General features: G+C 65.1%; 15 protein-coding genes and 1 pseudogene. 4 read left to right on the top strand and 12 right to left on the bottom strand.

What is annotated here, in order from left to right:
* Positions 1 to 195: 195 nt before the first annotated feature.
* Positions 196 to 715: pseudogene (locus tag FZ983_RS11275) on the top strand (IS5/IS1182 family transposase); the annotation flags it as partial.
* 304 nt (positions 716 to 1,019) lie between these two features.
* Entirely contained in the window at positions 1,020 to 2,264 is a 1,245-nt protein-coding gene (locus tag FZ983_RS11270; protein WP_149223665.1) for an AAA family ATPase, read from the top strand.
* Positions 2,265 to 2,311: 47 nt separating this feature from the next.
* On the opposite strand, the gene FZ983_RS11265 is transcribed toward FZ983_RS11270, so the two are convergent.
* The 7 genes from FZ983_RS11265 to FZ983_RS11235 all read right to left on the bottom strand — a co-directional run bounded on the left by FZ983_RS11265 (position 2,312) and on the right by FZ983_RS11235 (position 7,774).
* Complete coding sequence (locus FZ983_RS11265; protein ID WP_149223664.1) at positions 2,312 to 2,674, bottom strand: hypothetical protein; 363 nt, start codon at positions 2,672 to 2,674, stop codon at positions 2,312 to 2,314.
* Between the two features lie 65 nt (positions 2,675 to 2,739).
* On the bottom strand, positions 2,740 to 3,936 hold the full coding sequence (locus tag FZ983_RS11260) for a S8 family serine peptidase (RefSeq protein WP_149223663.1): 1,197 nt from the start codon (positions 3,934 to 3,936) through the stop codon (positions 2,740 to 2,742).
* Positions 3,893 to 4,650, bottom strand: a protein-coding gene (locus FZ983_RS11255) for an IS5 family transposase (RefSeq protein ID WP_109095184.1) whose coding sequence is annotated in 2 segments (ribosomal slippage) — positions 3,893 to 4,317 and positions 4,317 to 4,650 — 759 coding nt in all. Because the reading frame shifts where the segments join, the coding sequence is not laid out codon by codon here. The genes FZ983_RS11260 and FZ983_RS11255 overlap by 44 nt, the downstream gene beginning before the upstream one ends.
* Before the next feature lie 70 nt (positions 4,651 to 4,720).
* Positions 4,721 to 5,815, bottom strand: a complete 1,095-nt coding sequence (locus FZ983_RS11250; protein ID WP_149223662.1) for a hypothetical protein — start codon at positions 5,813 to 5,815, stop codon at positions 4,721 to 4,723.
* Positions 5,748 to 6,974 (bottom strand): AAA family ATPase, encoded by a 1,227-nt coding sequence (locus tag FZ983_RS11245; protein ID WP_149223661.1) that lies wholly within the window; start codon positions 6,972 to 6,974, stop codon positions 5,748 to 5,750. The genes FZ983_RS11250 and FZ983_RS11245 overlap by 68 nt, the downstream gene beginning before the upstream one ends.
* Before the next feature lie 103 nt (positions 6,975 to 7,077).
* Positions 7,078 to 7,386 (bottom strand): hypothetical protein, encoded by a 309-nt coding sequence (locus FZ983_RS11240; RefSeq protein ID WP_149223660.1) that lies wholly within the window; start codon positions 7,384 to 7,386, stop codon positions 7,078 to 7,080.
* 79 nt (positions 7,387 to 7,465) lie between these two features.
* A complete protein-coding gene (locus FZ983_RS11235; RefSeq protein WP_149223659.1) occupies positions 7,466 to 7,774 on the bottom strand; it encodes a ribbon-helix-helix domain-containing protein in 309 nt (102 codons plus the stop codon).
* Between the two features lie 442 nt (positions 7,775 to 8,216).
* Between FZ983_RS11235 and FZ983_RS11230 the strand changes: the two genes are divergently transcribed.
* Positions 8,217 to 10,118 (top strand): hypothetical protein, encoded by a 1,902-nt coding sequence (locus FZ983_RS11230; protein ID WP_188092293.1) that lies wholly within the window; start codon positions 8,217 to 8,219, stop codon positions 10,116 to 10,118.
* 501 nt (positions 10,119 to 10,619) lie between these two features.
* Here the strand turns inward: FZ983_RS11230 and FZ983_RS11225 are convergent.
* Positions 10,620 to 10,943: a helix-turn-helix transcriptional regulator gene (locus FZ983_RS11225; RefSeq protein ID WP_188092292.1), complete on the bottom strand. Its 324-nt coding sequence runs from the start codon at positions 10,941 to 10,943 to the stop codon at positions 10,620 to 10,622.
* A gap of 90 nt (positions 10,944 to 11,033) precedes the next feature.
* On the opposite strand from FZ983_RS11225, the gene FZ983_RS11220 reads away from it, so the two are divergent.
* On the top strand, positions 11,034 to 11,465 hold the full coding sequence (locus tag FZ983_RS11220) for a hypothetical protein (protein ID WP_149223656.1): 432 nt from the start codon (positions 11,034 to 11,036) through the stop codon (positions 11,463 to 11,465).
* Positions 11,466 to 11,468: 3 nt separating this feature from the next.
* On the opposite strand, the gene FZ983_RS11215 is transcribed toward FZ983_RS11220, so the two are convergent.
* The 4 genes from FZ983_RS11215 to FZ983_RS11200 are packed head-to-tail and all read right to left on the bottom strand — an operon-like array spanning position 11,469 to position 16,034.
* On the bottom strand, positions 11,469 to 12,590 hold the full coding sequence (locus FZ983_RS11215) for a TniQ family protein (RefSeq protein ID WP_149223655.1): 1,122 nt from the start codon (positions 12,588 to 12,590) through the stop codon (positions 11,469 to 11,471).
* Positions 12,587 to 13,501 carry a TniB family NTP-binding protein gene (locus FZ983_RS11210; protein ID WP_149223654.1) on the bottom strand — a complete coding sequence of 305 codons (915 nt, stop codon included), beginning with the start codon at positions 13,499 to 13,501 and terminating at the stop codon, positions 12,587 to 12,589. The genes FZ983_RS11215 and FZ983_RS11210 overlap by 4 nt, the downstream gene beginning before the upstream one ends.
* On the bottom strand, positions 13,501 to 15,405 hold the full coding sequence (locus FZ983_RS11205) for a Mu transposase C-terminal domain-containing protein (RefSeq protein ID WP_149223653.1): 1,905 nt from the start codon (positions 15,403 to 15,405) through the stop codon (positions 13,501 to 13,503). The genes FZ983_RS11210 and FZ983_RS11205 overlap by 1 nt, the downstream gene beginning before the upstream one ends.
* Complete coding sequence (locus FZ983_RS11200; RefSeq protein ID WP_149223652.1) at positions 15,402 to 16,034, bottom strand: TnsA endonuclease N-terminal domain-containing protein; 633 nt, start codon at positions 16,032 to 16,034, stop codon at positions 15,402 to 15,404. Before FZ983_RS11200 ends, FZ983_RS11205 begins: the two co-directional genes overlap by 4 nt.
* Positions 16,035 to 16,545 lie beyond the last annotated feature (511 nt).

The raw sequence follows: 16,545 nt of genomic DNA, 5'->3' as shown, positions 1-16,545 counted from the left end.
GTCCTTCTGCGTTCCCGGTGCAGCGGAGTCGCTTGGATTTCGGCGGTCAGGCAGCCTCAGGCCTCCCGCAGGGCATCAGTCGGAGTGTGTAGGCGTGGCACCGATCCGCCGCCTGAATGTTCATGGTCCGGATGCATGAAAGGGCTTTTTCCAGATGGACTCGTTATGACTGGGCGCCCTGGAAAGGGACTTTCGATGAGCAGCGGTCAGTTCTGGTTGACGGTGGAGCAGCCTGGGCGGCTTGAGCTGCACCTTCCGCGCGATACCCGTGGCAAGCCGCGCGTGGATGCTCCGTCGGTCCATGGCTCCCGCAAGTCGCATCACAACCGCTTCGTCCGCTGGGTGGCCAAGGGCGCCTGGGAAGACCTCTTCCATGCTTTGGCCGCGGCGGGTGGCTCGCCGGCCCAGGTGATGATCGCCTCCACGGCAGTGCGCGTCCATCGGTCGGCAAGCGGCGGCAAAGGGGGGAGCATGCCCAGGTCATCGGGCTGTCCCATGGCGGCCGAAGCACCAAAATCCATGCCCTGAGCGATCCGCGCGGCCGGTCGCTCACCTTCCGCCGACCGGCGGTCAGGTCGCCGACTGCACCGCCGTCGACCGTTGGCTCGACCGGATGCCCGCCACCGGTCTCCTGCACGGCAGCAAGGGATAGGATAGTACCGTCGTCTGCCGGAAGATCGAGCAGGCCGGGATCGCGCCCAACATCTCGCCACGCGTCACCTCTGCTTTATGGCTGCTGTTGGCATCGCAGCCATCCTGGCCGACCGGTCATGGTTCTGGCCCCTGAGGATCGCGATGCCAACGGTTCAGGGAGCGATGGGCGTGATCGAAGCCACGGCGTTTGAGGGAGATGCTTCTGATGGATTGACGGCTCTTTTCGCTTCTGATAGGGAGACTGCGCCGTACTTCATACACACATACGCGACTTGTCGTGCTTTCCGCTCCGTGGGGCCACTGCTTTCCCGCGGCGTTGTTGCATGCCTGTATCCGGTACATCCTGTCCCCCAGGGTGACGGATCATGCTTGAGGCTCTCTCACAGGCCGTTGCGGCGCAGCTGGACAACCAAGTCTTCACCGGTGGCTTGGCTCTTGGCGCCTTTGGCGTCGCCGGTGCGGCGGCCCTGCGACTGTTGCCCTCCCTGCTGCGCTTCATCGTCGAGGCTTGGTTCATCACCACCCTCACCGTCGATAGCCGTTCGCCCCTGTTCGAATCGCTGGTCGCCTGGTTCGCCGCCCATCCCTACACTGCCCGCTGTCGCCGACTGACCGCGGCTCGGGTGCCGCAAGGAGAGGCGGAGGCTCTGCGCCTGTCTCCCGGGCAAGGCAGCCATTTCCTGTACGAGGGCGGGATGCTGCTGTGGGTCGAACGTTCGGTCGGAGTCGGCAATGCTGGGATGTCCTCATCTGGACGCCAGCCTGTCGAGACGATCACCTTGCGGGCCCTGTCCCGCAACCGGGCCATGCTGACCAACCTGCTGCGGACTGCCGACCGGCAGTTCGGTGGGCGGGACCCTGACTGCATCGCCGTGCATATGGTGGAGTCTTACGGCGAGTGGAGCGGCCGCACGACCATCCGCCGGCGGCCGCTGAGTTCCGTCTTTCTCGCCGATGGGGTGGGCGAGGCTCTCCTGGAGGACGCCCGAACCTTCCTGGCCGGCGAAGCCTGGTACAGCGCCCGCGGCATTCCCTGGCGCCGCGGCTATCTGCTGTACGGTCCGCCCGGAACCGGAAAGACGAGCCTGATCCGGGCGCTTGCCAGTGAACTCGATCTCGACCTGAGCATCGTGAACCTTGCCTCCGACCGGCTCGATGACCAGCAACTGTGCGCGCTGCTTGGCACGGCGCCGGCGCGCAGCGTGCTTCTGTTCGAAGACATCGATGCCGTGTTCCGGGACCGGGACGCCGAGACGGCGGGCCGGGGTATCACCTTCTCAGGATTGCTGAACGCCATCGACGGGGTGATGTCGCAGGAGGGGCATCTGCTTGTGATGACGACCAACCACCTGGACCGGCTCGACCCGGCGCTGATCCGGCCCGGGCGCATCGACCGGCGGCAGGAGATCGGTTTGGCGACGGGCGAGCAGATTGCCCGGATGTTCCAGGCCTTCTACCCGGACCGTGGGGGTTTGGCGGGAGCCTTCGTCGCCGCGGTCGGCGGTCGCGCTCTGGCTCCTGCGGTGCTGCAGGGCCATTTCCTGCAGCACCGCAGCGATCCAGACGAAGCAGTGCGGACGGCGGCTAGGCTGACGGCTCGCCCGCGATGATCTCGATCGGCACAGAATCATGCGCAACGGCTTGCGCTCTGTTTTTCTCAAGCCTTCGTTGTCTTCCAATTCTCTATTGTAAAAAGTATAGCGGCATCGCCTGTCTTGTTCCATATCGTTCTTCCCAAACCCCAATACAGAACATGGGTGGTCGATTTTCGATTGTTGGTCGAGGTGCTGTTCGTGCCAGCCTTGGTCATCAATTTTATCCAATCGCCTTTTTTCACTGCCTTTGGGGCAAACCAGTACATATGGCGCAGTTCATTGGATATGCTGTTGTCACCTGTATAGGTGGTATCGGTTACCATGTAATAAGCCAAGCTACTGATGTCCTCAAGAACATCAAGCCATACGCATTCCTCTTGAAGATCACCCTTTCCTTCGATGCTATTGATTTTCAATTTTTCCATTTTCTTCTACATCCTTCTGGGTGAGGAAGACCAAGAGAGTGAATGGCTGGGATGTTTGGCAGAAGCTAAATGCTGCTGTCGATTTCGATCTCGGGTTCGATCACCGCGTGCTCGACCTTCCCGTCCATCGCCTGAATGAACTCAGCGTGGACGGGGGCCTGAGCGTCGGAACTCTGCAAGGTGACGATGAAGGTCACGTCGCATTCGACCTCGTCGGTCTCCAACTCCGGGTACAGGTAGCGGTCGCGCCAGAACAGCCGTGCCGACAGGCGGAGCTCCGGGCCGCCCAGCGTGACGCCGCGCCGGGTCTGCCGGTTGTAGCAGCGCAGGGGCTGCCACTTGGCATCCTTGGCGCGGGCGATCCCCTCCGCCGTATCGGAGGGCAAGCTGCCGGCCAGACGGGCCCACTCGCCTTTCCCGTTCCGGTACTGCAGCGCTGCCTCCAGGCGGGTCGACGCGTAGTTCGTGCCGCGCATGTGCGTCACGGGTGCAAGGATGCAAACCAGCCGGACGCGACCGCGGAACAGACCTCCCGGACGCAGGCTGAGCGGAATCTCGATGCCTTCCCAGTAGTAGCGCAGCTTCGCGCTCATCCGGCCCTGCCAGCACAGGGTGACGGTGCCGTCGTCGGTCTCCCAGGGAAGCTGGGGCCGCACCGGGCTGCCATAACCGCGCCGGTAGTGGTGGCCCACGCCGTCCGCGGCGTTGATCAGCAGGGCTTTCACCAAATCAGGCGAGGGCTGGCGCAGATGGGCCCAGGTGTGGGCGGCCAGCCGGCTGACCAGGGCGGCGGCATAGCTCGAGGCACGACCGTAGCGGCCGCCGATGACCTGGACGACCGAGAACCAACTCAGTTCCGGCTTCAGCATGTCGTCGGGACCAAGCCCGACCCGGGACACTGGACAAAAATCGCCGACCTTGCCGTGCCCATTGGGAAGGCGACCGGCGACGGTCAGGGCCGCTTCGGCATCGGCAGGGGGAGCGATCCGCTCCTCGCCATCGCCGGTGCGGTTGCCGGTCGAAACGACGAACAACACCCGGTGCCGGCGGGCGAGTTGCGACAACTGGTGACCGAACTCGCTGACCCGATTCCGCTCGCAGGCATGGCGGAGGTTGGCGGAGATGTTCCACACGGTGGTTTCGGGATGCGCTTTCAGAACACTGTCGAGGAACAGGATCAGGGCGCCGAGGTCCCAGGGGCCGCTGTAGGGCTGGGACTCATAACCAGTAGCAGACGGCAGCGGCGATGCAGACGGCGGCATGGAAGTTTGTGGCCAGCCGGTCGTAACGGGTGGCGACACGTCGGAAATCCTTGAGCCGATTGAACATGCGCTCGATGGCGTTGCGGTTTCGATAAAGGTATGGCGAGAAACAGTTTTTCCAGATGCGGTTGATCTTGGGCGGGATGTTTGGCGCGGCTCCAATCGCCTCGATCTTCCGGCGCACGGCGTTGGTGTCGTAGCCCTTGTCGCCATGGATCAGATCGGCGGCGGCGACTTTGTCGAGCAGGGTGTCGGCAGCAACGCAATCCGCGACCTGCCCGCCGGTGAGTAGGAAGGCGATGGGGCGGCAGTTCCGGTCGGTCAGGGCGTGGATTTTGGTGGTGCGACCGCCGCGCGAGCGACCGATCGCCTGGTTCCGCTCCCCCCTTTTCCGCCCGAGGCGCAGCGATGCGCCTTTACGGCGGAGGAATCGATCAAAACCTCCGCGGGCGGTCCTCCGGCGGTGGCCAGAGCGTGAAACAGGTTCGACCAGACACCCTTGGCCGCCCAGCGCTGGAAGCGGTTGTACAGCGTCTTGCGCGGCCCGTAGACCGCAGGGGCATCCTTCCACCGGCAGCCGGAGATCAGGACATGCACGATACCGCTGATGACCCGGCGATCATCGACCCGGGGCTTGCCACGGGTGTCCGTCGGCAGATGTGGTTCAAGCCGCGCAAACTGCGTGTCGGTCAGCCAAAAATAGTCTCGGTCCAACAGCGGTCTCCTTCCGGAGACCTTGAATCACAACCCCGCACCCTTGGGAATCCCTTTATGGGTCCCAGCCCTAGGTCGAGCGCGGGACCGCCGGCACGATACCCAGGCGGCAGTGCAGGGGAGGAAGATCGAGATCGGTGTTCCAGCCATGGGCTTCGACGATCAGCGCCGCGGTGCAGTTGCCGTGGTTGGTGTCCAGATCGGCCGGTGCCAGGAAGGGGTCGGCTTCCCAGACCACGGCGGGGCGGTAGCGCCGCGAGGTAAAACCCCCGTCGATGTGCCCGACGATCGGTTCATCGAGCGAGATCTCGCGGTCAAGGTCAGGCTCCCGGCCACCTCCAGGTCGCGCCGGTGCCAGGGGAGTGACCGGGTCCCAGCGGACGATGAGACCGCGCTCGCTTCCCTGAAACAGCGCTTCGCGCAAACACGCCGTCACCGGCAGGCGTGGGTGATGGCCGGCGCGATAGGAGGCTTGGATGCGTCGACGCTGGTCCGCCGCGGCCCCGGGCACCAGCGGGGCGCCACCCGGCTGGCCGTTCGGCAGAACCAGATCCGAACCGCCTTCCATGGGCAGGGACTGGCCGAGCTGGATCATCGGCTGCTCGGCCATCCAGCGCCAGAGATGCTCAAGGACGGCGTCTCGTGCGGCGACGGACTGGAAGGGCGGCAGGCAGACAATGAACCCGGCGGGAACCCCCGGCCCGTCCAGGGCGGCCGTCGCCCAGGCCTGCTTCAGGCTGTCTGGGGTGATCTCCTTGTGAAGCGGGCGGAAGCTGACGATCCGTGAGATGTCCACCCGCTGCGGAGTGGTGTTGGGCTGCCGCAGGCGCTGCAGCAGAGCAGCGCGGCTGGCTAAGGGCACCTCGACCACATAACCCGTGTTCCAGGGAGCGACGAGCCGTACGCCGATGTCGGAGTGGAAGAGATCGTTTGGCGTGTAGGTTGGAGCCAGCGAGTCGAGGTCGACGCCGACCCAGAACAGCGCGTGTCCGGCGAACCAGAGCGTGTGAGGCGATGCCGGGTCGACCAGGCTCGACACCCGTTCGATAAGGGCCCGGCGCCGGTCGGCATAATGGGGAGTGATTTTGCTGTCGTCTTTACCGCCGCCGGTCACGCGCTCCCGCCGTGGGTGCACCGTCAGCCGCAGCACCGGATTGTTGGGCAAGGCCGCTCCTTCGCTTCCCCCCGGCGCGTTTCACCCGCGCGTCCTTTGCCACGGCCTCGTAGGTCACGGAGAAGAGGGCGCTGAGCTGGCCGTTGGTCAAATCGAACCGCTCGCCGACCGCGCGGCGCAGACTGAGGGTCGCGTCGCGGTCGAGCTCACCTATGGTTGGTAACGAAAATTTGCCATTCGCGCAATCCAGAAGCGCACCGGCGATTGCGGTGAAGGAAACTTTTGTCCGTTTCAGATGAGCGGTGCGCCGGGCAGCAAGGGCGATCTCGGCGACATCGGAGCCCGACAACCCGTCCGACATGCCGGCCAAGGCATCGGCAATAGGGGCCTCCGCGGGGTCGAGGCCGAGATAATGGGACCACAGGCTGGCGCGCAGCCCCGCCGCCGGCTGATCGACAGTGAGGCGGTATGGGAAGCGGCGCCACACCGCCGGATCGAGCAGGTGGCCGTGGTTGCTGGCGGCGATGACGACACAGCGATGGTCGAGGCGGTCGAGCCCTTGCAGCAGAGTGTTGACGACGCGCTTCAACTCACCGATGTCGCGGGCATCGTCCCGCTGCTTGGCGACGGCGTCGATCTCGTCCAGGAACAGCAGCCCCTGTTCGCGCTGGACGAAGTCGAAGATGCCGCGGATGTTCTTGGCCGTGTCTCCGAGCAGCGAAGACACGATGGTGTCGAGCCGGGCCACATGGAAGGGCAGCCCCAGGCGCGCTGCGATGTGGCCAGCCGTCAGGGTCTTGCCGGTTCCCGGCGGCCCGACCAGCAGCAGATTGGAGCGTGGCGCCAGTCCGGCGCCGGCGAGCTCGTCGGCCGCCTGCGCTTCGGCGATGAACCGCTCCAGCAGCTGGGAGTCCTCGTCGTCAAGGAACAGCGGGCCTGTTGGCCAAGGCAGCTCCTCAACCAGGGGGGATTTGGTTTTGACGTCGAGGGGCGCCACGGCGTGCGGCGGGCGGGTTCCGCCCGCGCCTCGGAACAGCCGCGTGAGCCGCTCCTGCGTGCTGACCCGATCCGGTTCAGGAAGGCTGCGGACCAGGGTGGTGCCGAGGCGGCGGACCGCCACGAAGTCGGAATTGAGTGCGGCTTCGATCAACGCCAGGACCGTGTCGGATGGACGCGGCTCCTGCATCGAACCGAGTGGCATGAATGACATCGACCCCTCCCAACCCGTTTGATTTTCAGTTACAACTTTTTTACTTACGCATGCAATTGATCTATTGATAAGTATGCGCGTCAAATCACTCTGTCGCAACCGCTCAAGAGATACGAAAGTTGCCTTTTTGACCCTGCGAGGATTCCATTCGGAATCCGGATGGCGCAGAGGCTGGCCCCTCGAAATTCCAGTCGTTTCCAGCAGAAGAAACAGAAATTCCGCTCGTGAGTTGCCCTCTTTCAGGCCTGCTGGGATGGATATCAGCCTGATGGAAAAACGATAAGTCCAGGGTAGAAGATAAAGACAAAATACTGGAAACCAGAATATCTGAAGACAATGGTTTCAGATCGGAAATTGTCCTGACGAGGAGCGTGGTGCCGCCGGTGAACGGACCGGCGGGGATCGTGTCCACGGACGTTCGGTCGTACCCGGAGGTCCGAGAAACGAAGGCGCCGCAGCCACGGCTGTTGGAAGGTGCAGAGTGCTGGGGCCTATCGGACCGATGCCAACCTCTCGGCAGGGAGAGTGGGTGATGGGCCGGGATCGGTCATGAACCGATCTACCGTCAATGGAAGCTCCAGGCCATGTCCGGCGGCACTGTGTCCTGCCTCGGTGGCTGCCGCCCGGTAGCAGCCGGCGATGAACGCCCGGACGTCGCTCGTCAGGGTGCGTGGAGACCGCTCTGCGAGTTGGGAAACAAGGGCATTGGCTGTCATACCCTCTCGCCGGGCAGCGTCACGGAGAGCGTCCCACATGACGGGTTCCAGGCTCATCGAGGTGCGGTGACCATCGACCGTCATGTTTTTTGAGACCAGGCACACAGCCTTCTCCGTAAAGTTGATTTCACAAGCATGTGTTTCTGCTTTCGGTGATGGAGGGTGACAGTGAGGTCCTTCACAGCTCCGGCTGGCAAATCCGGTCGCAAGCCGATATCGCTGCTGATGGAGAGGGGGGCGTTCGGCGCCATCTCCGCGTCATGCGTGTCCCGATTCGCCGGGCATTTGCATCGTTGTGGCAACGCCCTCATCCAAGGGAAAGCGTCGATACCCTCATTGCGCCAACGAAATGAGCAGCGCCGGCGCCAGCAGGGCGTGCGAAAAACAGTATCCCGGAAGCCTCGTTTCGTTTCCAAATCGATATGGCACATCCAATCATTGCTTCGGTGATGGTCCCCCACAATGCAATCGATTGCTTATGCACCAAGCGCTCGGCCACTCTGATAACCCGAATGAGCTGAGGGAGATGGGCGTGGCACTCAATTCAGTCCGTGCTTCCGCCGAGGATATAGAACTTTTCTTCGAGACCTTCCCCGAGGGCGGACCGTGGCGTCTGGTTTGGATCAATGGTCCGCATAGCAACGCGACCGATCCTTTCGATCCGTTGATCGACTGTCTGTTCGTTGGAATTGGAGGGAATTCCGTTCCCAAAAGGGCTCTGGCAGGAGCGGGATGGTTGCCGCTGTTGATCATCGGCAGCGTCTGGCATGATGGTCAGAAGATTGCCGACAGCGCTGAGACACTGGAAGACTGTACGCTCGACGTGACCGTCGGTTCCAACCGGATCCGCGAGTTCGGCGGATACGACCCGGTTTCGCCACAGCGCAAGACCGACTACATCCTGCCGCCCCATGTCTATCGGCTCCACAGCAGGGATGTCCGGTTGGTCGGCGTGCAGGTGGGCAACGATCCCTACGGCCTGATCATCCCGGCTCTTACCCTGGCCCAGTTCTACATCGGAACGTCGACGGCCCTCGCCCAAGCCTTGTTGAACGGAGCGTTCCTGCGAGACCCGGGAAGTCTGTGCGATCTCACGCGCACCAGGATGGAGATTGTGCCAGCCGATCCGTCGTCCTCGGCAACCGCTGACGCCCCTTGGCGGGTGCTCCGGATTGCACCCCGGGCTGGCTTTGGCCGGGACGATTGCTGCACTCTCGGCCGTTTCTTCGGCACCGCGGAAAACTCTGCCGAGCGTCAGGCCTTCTGCTTGCCCTTCCTGGCAGCCATGGCTGCAGCGGCAGGACGGCGGCCAGCCTCGCTGTACGCGACGTTTCCCCTTACCGGACGCACGAGGCTGACGGGGGAGGGAAAGCGATTCACGGCTACGCTGGCCGACGGTACTCCGACGGAACGGGTTCTCTTGCTCCGTCTCTTCCAATGTACGGCACCGTTCCCGTTCGATGAGCTGATCATCGAGAGGTGCGAGGACGAGCCTGCCGGAACTCATGACGAGGGCGGACGTGTGCTGATGCACAGCATCGCAGGCTATGTCGGGCCAAAGCGGGTGGTCAACAATCGCCGGCCGAACCGGCACTTGCCCCAGGAGGATCTGAAACTCCCCTCCATCGTTCCACGGTTTCCGGCACTCAGCAACCTGCCGCTCCGTGTCGAGACCATCCAGCGTGCCACCACCAGCACGCCGGTTGTGCACATCCCAGGGGAGGTGCTCGTTCCCGACGAGGTGTCGAGCGGCGTGTTGGGGGCGGACCAGGGAACCGTGCGCCGGGTGAGGCTCATCACCGGGAATGAGCAGCCTCCCGCGGACCCGCCGACCGAGCCCGAGGTCGATCTGTTCTGCGACGTCTTGCGGGCGCTGTCGTGCCACTCATCCGTGACCGGTCTTGCCGGTCTGGTGGTGCCGCCGGGAGCCGAACGGCACCATGGCGAATTCACCTTCGGCTGCCTGCCGCCGCATCCCAACGGAGGGTGGTGGCACAAGATCACCGACCGGCTGACCCGCATGGTTCTCGTGGCGGAGTTCTCCGTGTCCGGACGCTGGAGCTGTCTGATGGGCCTCGAACCACGCCCGAAGCATCCCAAGGACTGGGAGGGGGTGATGCTGATCGCTCAGCCGGATGGCAGCCGCTTGTCGGAACAGGACCTGTGCAGCGTCGTCACGGCCGTGCGCGCCCGGCGGGGGCAATGGGGGGAACGGATGAACGGCCGGGGTGTCGGCGATCTGCGTCACCATCTGCTGTTCACCAAGGTCAGAACGGAAACCGCCACGGTGGACCAGATTGTTGAGGCGGTTCTGGCAAGGGCTGAGGTGCCGTCGGCTCATAGCTCCACAGACGCCGAACATACGCATCCCGACCCAGCGGCTGGTGAAGATCGCAGCGCAAATCGTCGACCGCCAGCATCCAGATGATCGCGGCATGGGCGGCCGGTGCGGGGATGCCGAGCCGGCCGGCCCGCGCCATCAGGACGCCGATCGATATCAGCGCGTGCGGCGGGCATTCGTCGCAGAGTGCCCGTTCCACCGCGCGGGGCGGGCAGGCGGGGCGGCAGGCGACCAAACGCTCCAGATTGCCGCGCAGGACCGGTGACATCGAACGGTCGGTCAGCAGAAAATAGTCTTCCTTGCGCTGGACGGCGGCTTGCCGCGTGCTTCGCATGGTCTCGCCGATCGCTCTCCACTGCCGGCGCAACGACGTGCGCTGCATCGCGTCGATGACAACGGTGCGCTCCCTCCCGCGGTGCCGGCGCACCAACCGCAGCCGGAGCAGATCGGGAGAGGGCGACGGGCAACATTCCCAGCGATAGATCCAACGGCGGAAGGCGAGCGCCAGAGCGAGGTCCGCGGTTAACGCTCCACCGATGCGGGCCAACGCCGTCGGATCGGGCAAGGTGGTTCCCCAAGGAATAGTCTTCATTCCGCGTTCACGAACCGGATGAGCGATACGGCGATGCGCAGAGCCTCCTCCGTGCGCTTTGGCCTGCGGCCGGCTTCCACGCGCAATTCCTCCAGCAACGCTGTGCAGGCGGATGTGTACATGGAGTGTTGCTGGCTGGATGAGTGACGGAGCGCAGAAAAGCGTTCGATCACCTTGTGACCCGGCGGGTTCGTATCCTTCTCGAGCTTGCTGTACCAGCTCTGGCCGATTGCCAGAAGATGGGCCGCCTGCGTCTGCGTGAGCCCCAGATCGGTCCGCCATGCTTTGAGGTCTTGACCGAACGTCGTCTGCACCGTCATCGACTGAAACCTCGGCATTGAAGAATAAAAATAATATGATTAGAATTCTTTGATCGCAAGGGAAGATGACAGGCCGGTGGAGGGGTGCCGATGACCGCGCACACGCAATTCAGCCAGGAACTCGCCGGCAGGGTGGCTGTCATCCGACAGGAGATCATCGCGGCAACCGGGCAGATCGACCGGCTTCAGGAGCGGCTGAGTGTGCTGCGGTCGTCACTGGCCGATGCCGAAGCGGCGGCCCGCGTGCTGACGGTTCCACTGCCGCCGCCCTTGGTCGTGGCGGCCACGACGGGCCGGACGGTCGGCAAGGGGGCCTTCCAGGCCCAGGTCCTCGCCGCTTTGACCGCGGCTTACCCGAAGAGCCTGAAGGCCTCGGACATCGCACGCGAAGCCCAGGCGCGCCTCGGCCTGGCCGTGCATCCCAAGACCACCGGCATGGTGTTGAACCGCCTGAAGCACGCGGGGCGGGTGGAGCGGGATGGTCGGACGTGGCGCCTGGTGTCGGTCCCGGTTCTGCCCTGACAGTCAGGGCGCATCCGGTCTGTGCAGGCGGGCGCGGACGGCGCCCGATCCCGCCAGCTTGCTCAGAGCGCGCGTCGTGACCGGCTGACCGCTGCGGTGCAGATGGGCGGCCGCTGCTGCGGCTTCCTCGCGTGTGGGGCGGTACGGCGCATTGTGAAGCAGCCGGCGCACCGGATCGGCAAAAGCGAAGGGGGCATCGGCGAAGTGGAACATCAGCTCTCCCTGCCATGCCCCGGCTTCGGCACAGGCGCCGACGAACCGGTATGGCCATCCCGGCAGGAGGCGCGCGGCCAGGTCGAGAAGCCGGGCACGGTCGCCTGGGGAAAGCGTTTCAAGCTTGGCCAGCCCGACCGGTCGCACCGGCGGCGTGGCATCGCCGCCCCACAGGCGGCTGACGATCGTCCGCAGCCGCTCTCCGTAACGCGGCCCTGCGAGCAAGCGCAGCACATAGTGCAGCAGGTCGAAATACCGGGTGGAATAAAGACTATACTCTCCCAGTTGCGCCCAGCCACGGGCGAGGATGGCCTCATGGCGCCGGTGGAGGGCGATGGCTTCCCACGGCGCTGCGGCAGAGGGGGTGAGCGACAGATCGCCTTGGCAGGCGTGACACTGTCCAGGATGGTCCGCCCGGATGACCGTGACCGGCGCTTCGCACCGGCCGCAGCGGTCCGCCAGTACGCAGCCATGGTGGGGGCAGACCGCCGACAGCGCCAGGCGCCAGGACCGCCTCATCCAGACCGGATCTTCGGCCAGGCAGGCAGGACAGAACTGCTGTCCCGGCCAGTGCCAGATGCCGCCGGCAATCCGGGTGCGGGTGATCCATTTGGTCCCACCGTGCCGACCGTCGGCCGGAGCGTGCGCCTCGAACAGAAAGCCGCTGAAGCTGCCCAGCGTGGTGCTCCAGGCCCGTTCCGGGTCTGTGAGGGTCCTTGCCGCCATGCGCTCGACCACGTGGCTGGGACCGACATGGTCGATGTCACGAGCCGCGACCCGGACCTCAGGCCAGGCCGCGCGTATGAAATGTCCCGGAGTCAGGCCGTTCGCGATGGCGGTGCGGGCGATCCAGGACGACAGCAGTTCATCCGGCAGTGGCTTCGGTCGGCAGGGCCACGGCCGGAGCGTCATGGCAGCGCCGGCACATCGTCGATCGTCACCTTGCGGTGCGAGGGGGCCTGGTAGCGGATGCGCGACAGCGTTTTCAGCGTGATCCGCTCCTCACCCGACTCGATCGCCAGCACCGCGGCCCGGCTGACGATCTTGAAGAACTCGCCGATGACCCCTTCGCCACGGCTCAGGATGTCGCGGGCGATCGCATCGTCGTCACCCAGATACGACGGCTCTCGCAAGGGCATCAGCGCTTCGAACGAGGCCAGCAGTTCCCGAAAGGCGTCCCCATCCCGCCAGAGCCGAAGTTGGAACACGTCGAAGCGGTTGAGCAGTTGGGGGTCGCTCTGGGTGGTGATCCGGGCGCCTGGGGTTCCGGCGAAGACGAGGCTGATGCGCAAGGCCGGCTCGTTTCCCAGGGCGCGGAAGAAGGCGAGGATGGCATCGCGCTCCTGCGGGCCGGACAAGGCCAGGTTATGAAGCTCGTCGACCAGCAGAACCCGGGTGCCGACCTTCTCCAGGTTGGTAACCACCGCTCGCCTCAGCTCCGCCCGCCGGGCGCTCGGTGCATAAGGGCAGCCAAGCCGGTCGAGGATCGTCTGGTAGACGATGATCAGGGTCGGGTGCTCCGGCAGGCAGATCATCAAAACCGGGATCAGCGACTTGTCCTGGTCGGGGCGGTGCAGGGGAGGGTGATCGGCCTCGAAGCGCTCCAGCAACGTTGACTTGCCGTTGTTGGTCGGCGCTTCGATCAGGATGTTCTCGGGACGCTGCTGGCGGGGGATGTCCAGCAGCGTCCGCATCGCCGCGTAGGGGTCCCGAATTGAGGCGTAGGGGATCCAACGCTTGGTGCGAACCCGTTCGATCCGCTCCGCAGCCGGCAACTCCAGCAGCGGTACGGTGGAGGGGTGGAGGTGGTCGTAGCCGGTCATCACCAGCCCTCCAGATCACGGATCGGCCGGACGCGCCGGGTGGGCTGCTGATCGTTCCCGGCCTCGGTCGACGGCACGGTGGCCGGTATTGTGTCGTGGGCCGCAGCGGTCGTCGGGGCAGGGGCCGCATGGGCCTTCGCGTCCTCCCGCCGGCGTTCCTGCCGGCGCCGGGCCGCGGCCGACTTGCGGGCTGCCTCGGCATCGATCTGGCGGCATCGCGCGATCGCCCGGAAGATGGCGTGCTCGTCGTCGGCATCGTGCCCGAGGCGCTTCAGCTCGGCGACGGCGTCGTCGACCTCCCACAGCGCCACCGGCGGCCGGTGGCGGTCCCGCAGCGGGATATCGTAATACTCCTGCGTGTCCGGATTGTAGAAATGGATCACGCTGACGTTTCTCGGATCGTAGCGGACCACGTATTTCCGGCCGTCCTTCCGGCTGGCCAGCACCCGGAGGAGGTCGCTCTGGTAGGTCAGGTGGTTGAGCCGGATGCCGTAGGCCTGGACGGTCCGGTACTCGACCGGGAGAAAATCCTTGAGAAGGCGTCCGGGGTCGGACGGCATGCGCGGGTAGCCACGTCCGGGGATACGGTCGCTGCCGAGGATGCCGTGCTCGTACGCCTTCAGCGGGGTCGTCCCCAAGGCGGAATGCCGGCTCCGATGGTAGCGATCGACGATCATGATCGCCAGACGGCGCGTTGCCTCCTCAATCGTCAGAGCGGCGCCGGCGCGGCCGTCATAGTCTTTTCCCCGTTCGCCGATGCTGTTGAAGGTGTAGCCGGGGATCAGCCGGACATCGCCCATCATCGTGCCGACCAGGCGTTCGATGCGACCGCCGAAATAGGGCTGGCCGAGTGGCCGGAAGTCGCCGCGGATGCGCCATTGCCGGCAGCCGAGCTGAAGGCCGCGGCTGTCGAACTCCGCGGCGTTGTCGGTCAGGATGGCATCGTCGAGCCCCCAGACCGGGTAGGGCGACTCCAGGCCATGGCGGCGGCAGAACTCTTCCTTGTCGAGGATGCCGTGGGTCAGGGCCATCGCCACCGAGAGCGTCGACGGCCGGTGGATCGACAGGTAGAAGCCCTTCACCACCCGGCTGAACTCGTCGACGGCCAGCGTGAGGATCGGCCGGGTCACGGCTTGGACGTCCGGGCTGACGACGAAGAAGTCGGCGACGGTGTGATCGATCTGGATGCGCTGCAGCGGCCACCGCGCTGGATCGCCGGTGCCGTAAGTCTGGTGGTGCCGGCGTTCCGCCGCCATGCCGCCGAACCGGGCCGTGTCGACCGCCTTCGGGTCAAGGGCCTGCACCCGGGCGCGGATCGTGTTGGGCGCCACCGGCTTGAGCCCGGCGCGCTTCAGCTGGTCCAGCACCTCCGTGATGACCTCGGTCGCCCGCGCTCCGGCATTCGGCATGTAGATCGCATCGATCGCCGTGGCGATGATCTGCTCCGTCTCGGCTCCGATCCGCTTGCGCCGCCGCCGCTGGCGGTAGGCGTGCGGGATCAGGCAGGTGAGCGAGCGTTCCGATTCGTAGTCGTTGATCAGTCCATACAACGTCGAGACCCGCAGCCCCAGGCGCTCGGCGGCCAGAGACACGTCTGCCTTGGTGCGGCGGCGCAGGACCAGAAGAGCTTCGATCTCGTCCTGCCGCTGCCGGCCGACCGCCAGTTCCTCCTCGGTGAACTCGGCCAGATCGGGGATGGGGCGCTGCCTGGCGTCCGTGCCCGTCCAGGGTTTCAGCCCGACGGCCTCGTGGATGGCCCGTTCCCCGGTGGCGCTGTTCTCGATCAGCACGCTGGTCAGCGAGACGATCGACACCACGATGCCGAGGATGCCACCCAAATCGACCTCGGCATCCACTCCCAGGCGGTAGGTGAGGGGGGCTGGCATCGGCAGGGTATCGGTCATGAGGACAGCCCGACCAGCAGGTCCATGCCGAGCGGCGCCCGCGGGTCCATCCGCAGGCTGCGGTTGGCCAACATCGGCCACAGCGCCGCGTAGAAGCGTGCGCGGTCCCAGCGCTCGGGGCACAGGGTTTGGGCGAGGTCCAGCACCGTCCGTGGCCCGTGGGCGAGGCCGTCGGTGATCGCCTGGGCCATGCCGGCATCCGGCTCGATCCCCAAATAGGGGCTGAGCAGGCGCGCATTCTCGAAGCGGACGGTGCGGATGGTCAGGTCGGTGACGATGCGGAACCGCAGGCCCTGGCTGTTTGCCCAGGCTCTGGCCTGCAGGAACTTATGGCGATGGGTCGGCCACAGCTTGCGCAGCTGCTCGCGGTACTTGACCTCGTACAGGACCACCCGGTCGGCATAGGTGACCTTGAAGTCGGGCGTGTAGCGGCGCACTTGCCCGCCGGGCCAAACGATATCGATGGTCAGTGGCTGCTCGACGATCTCCCGGACATCGTCGCGCAGGCTCAGCAGGGTCAGGAAATCCCGCTCGAGCCCCGACTCGAAGCGGACGTCGCCGCTGCCGTCCGGCAGCACATGGCGTCCGGTGAAACTGCGGGTGTTGGGTTTGACGATCCGCCGCCGCATCCTGTCCTCCTCCAGCCAGCAATCTCGCCCGATCTTACCGCAGCCCAAGCTTGGCCGCACGGTCGGTTACATGGTCGCCATGGCTTGTTGGCCGGCTGGCTGGGAAATCGATAGGGGCGGGTCCAAGAGACCTGCTGCGTCCTCCGCATGAGGCGAGATCGCCTCCTGAGGTCTCTGTGCCTCTTGCAGACCGGGACCAATCGACAAGAACCGGCTGGGGGGTACCTGCGGTGTGGTCGGACGTTGGCCAGCCAACACCCTTCCGATGGTGTCGCGATGCCCAGGCGAGACCCGCTGTATGACACGGCTAGCGCCGAAAGCGCAGTGCCTCGATGACGGGGACAATGCCGGCGACGATTGGCGTCGGGCGAAAATGACAGGAAGCCCAGGGACGGTCGGGCTCCAGTCCGCTTACGCCCGAGCAGCGGGCTGTGGCGGCAAGGAAGACGGTTGTCAAGCACTGGGGAAGTCAGCAAGCACATTCGCATTCGTTCCGTTATGCTTGCTAAAG

The sequence above is a fragment of the Azospirillum sp. B21 genome, assembly GCF_008364825.1.
Taxonomy (GTDB): domain Bacteria; phylum Pseudomonadota; class Alphaproteobacteria; order Azospirillales; family Azospirillaceae; genus Azospirillum.
Note: the sequence above shows the minus strand (reverse complement) of the source record. Positions and strands in the feature narration are given on the sequence as shown.

What these genes read in the sequence shown, in the direction of transcription:
- FZ983_RS11270 (WP_149223665.1), top strand. Translation starts at nt 1,020, where the DNA reads ATGCTTGAGGCTCTCTCACAGGCCGTTGCGGCGCAGCTGGACAACCAA.
- FZ983_RS11265 (WP_149223664.1), bottom strand. Translation starts at nt 2,674, where the DNA reads ATGGAAAAATTGAAAATCAATAGCATCGAAGGAAAGGGTGATCTTCAA.
- FZ983_RS11260 (WP_149223663.1), bottom strand. Translation starts at nt 3,936, where the DNA reads ATGCCGCCGTCTGCATCGCCGCTGCCGTCTGCTACTGGTTATGAGTCC.
- FZ983_RS11245 (WP_149223661.1), bottom strand. Translation starts at nt 6,974, where the DNA reads ATGTCATTCATGCCACTCGGTTCGATGCAGGAGCCGCGTCCATCCGAC.
- FZ983_RS11235 (WP_149223659.1), bottom strand. Translation starts at nt 7,774, where the DNA reads ATGACGGTCGATGGTCACCGCACCTCGATGAGCCTGGAACCCGTCATG.
- FZ983_RS11230 (WP_188092293.1), top strand. Translation starts at nt 8,217, where the DNA reads ATGGGCGTGGCACTCAATTCAGTCCGTGCTTCCGCCGAGGATATAGAA.
- FZ983_RS11225 (WP_188092292.1), bottom strand. Translation starts at nt 10,943, where the DNA reads ATGACGGTGCAGACGACGTTCGGTCAAGACCTCAAAGCATGGCGGACC.
- FZ983_RS11220 (WP_149223656.1), top strand. Translation starts at nt 11,034, where the DNA reads ATGACCGCGCACACGCAATTCAGCCAGGAACTCGCCGGCAGGGTGGCT.
- FZ983_RS11215 (WP_149223655.1), bottom strand. Translation starts at nt 12,590, where the DNA reads ATGACGCTCCGGCCGTGGCCCTGCCGACCGAAGCCACTGCCGGATGAA.
- FZ983_RS11210 (WP_149223654.1), bottom strand. Translation starts at nt 13,501, where the DNA reads ATGACCGGCTACGACCACCTCCACCCCTCCACCGTACCGCTGCTGGAG.
- FZ983_RS11205 (WP_149223653.1), bottom strand. Translation starts at nt 15,405, where the DNA reads ATGACCGATACCCTGCCGATGCCAGCCCCCCTCACCTACCGCCTGGGA.
- FZ983_RS11200 (WP_149223652.1), bottom strand. Translation starts at nt 16,034, where the DNA reads ATGCGGCGGCGGATCGTCAAACCCAACACCCGCAGTTTCACCGGACGC.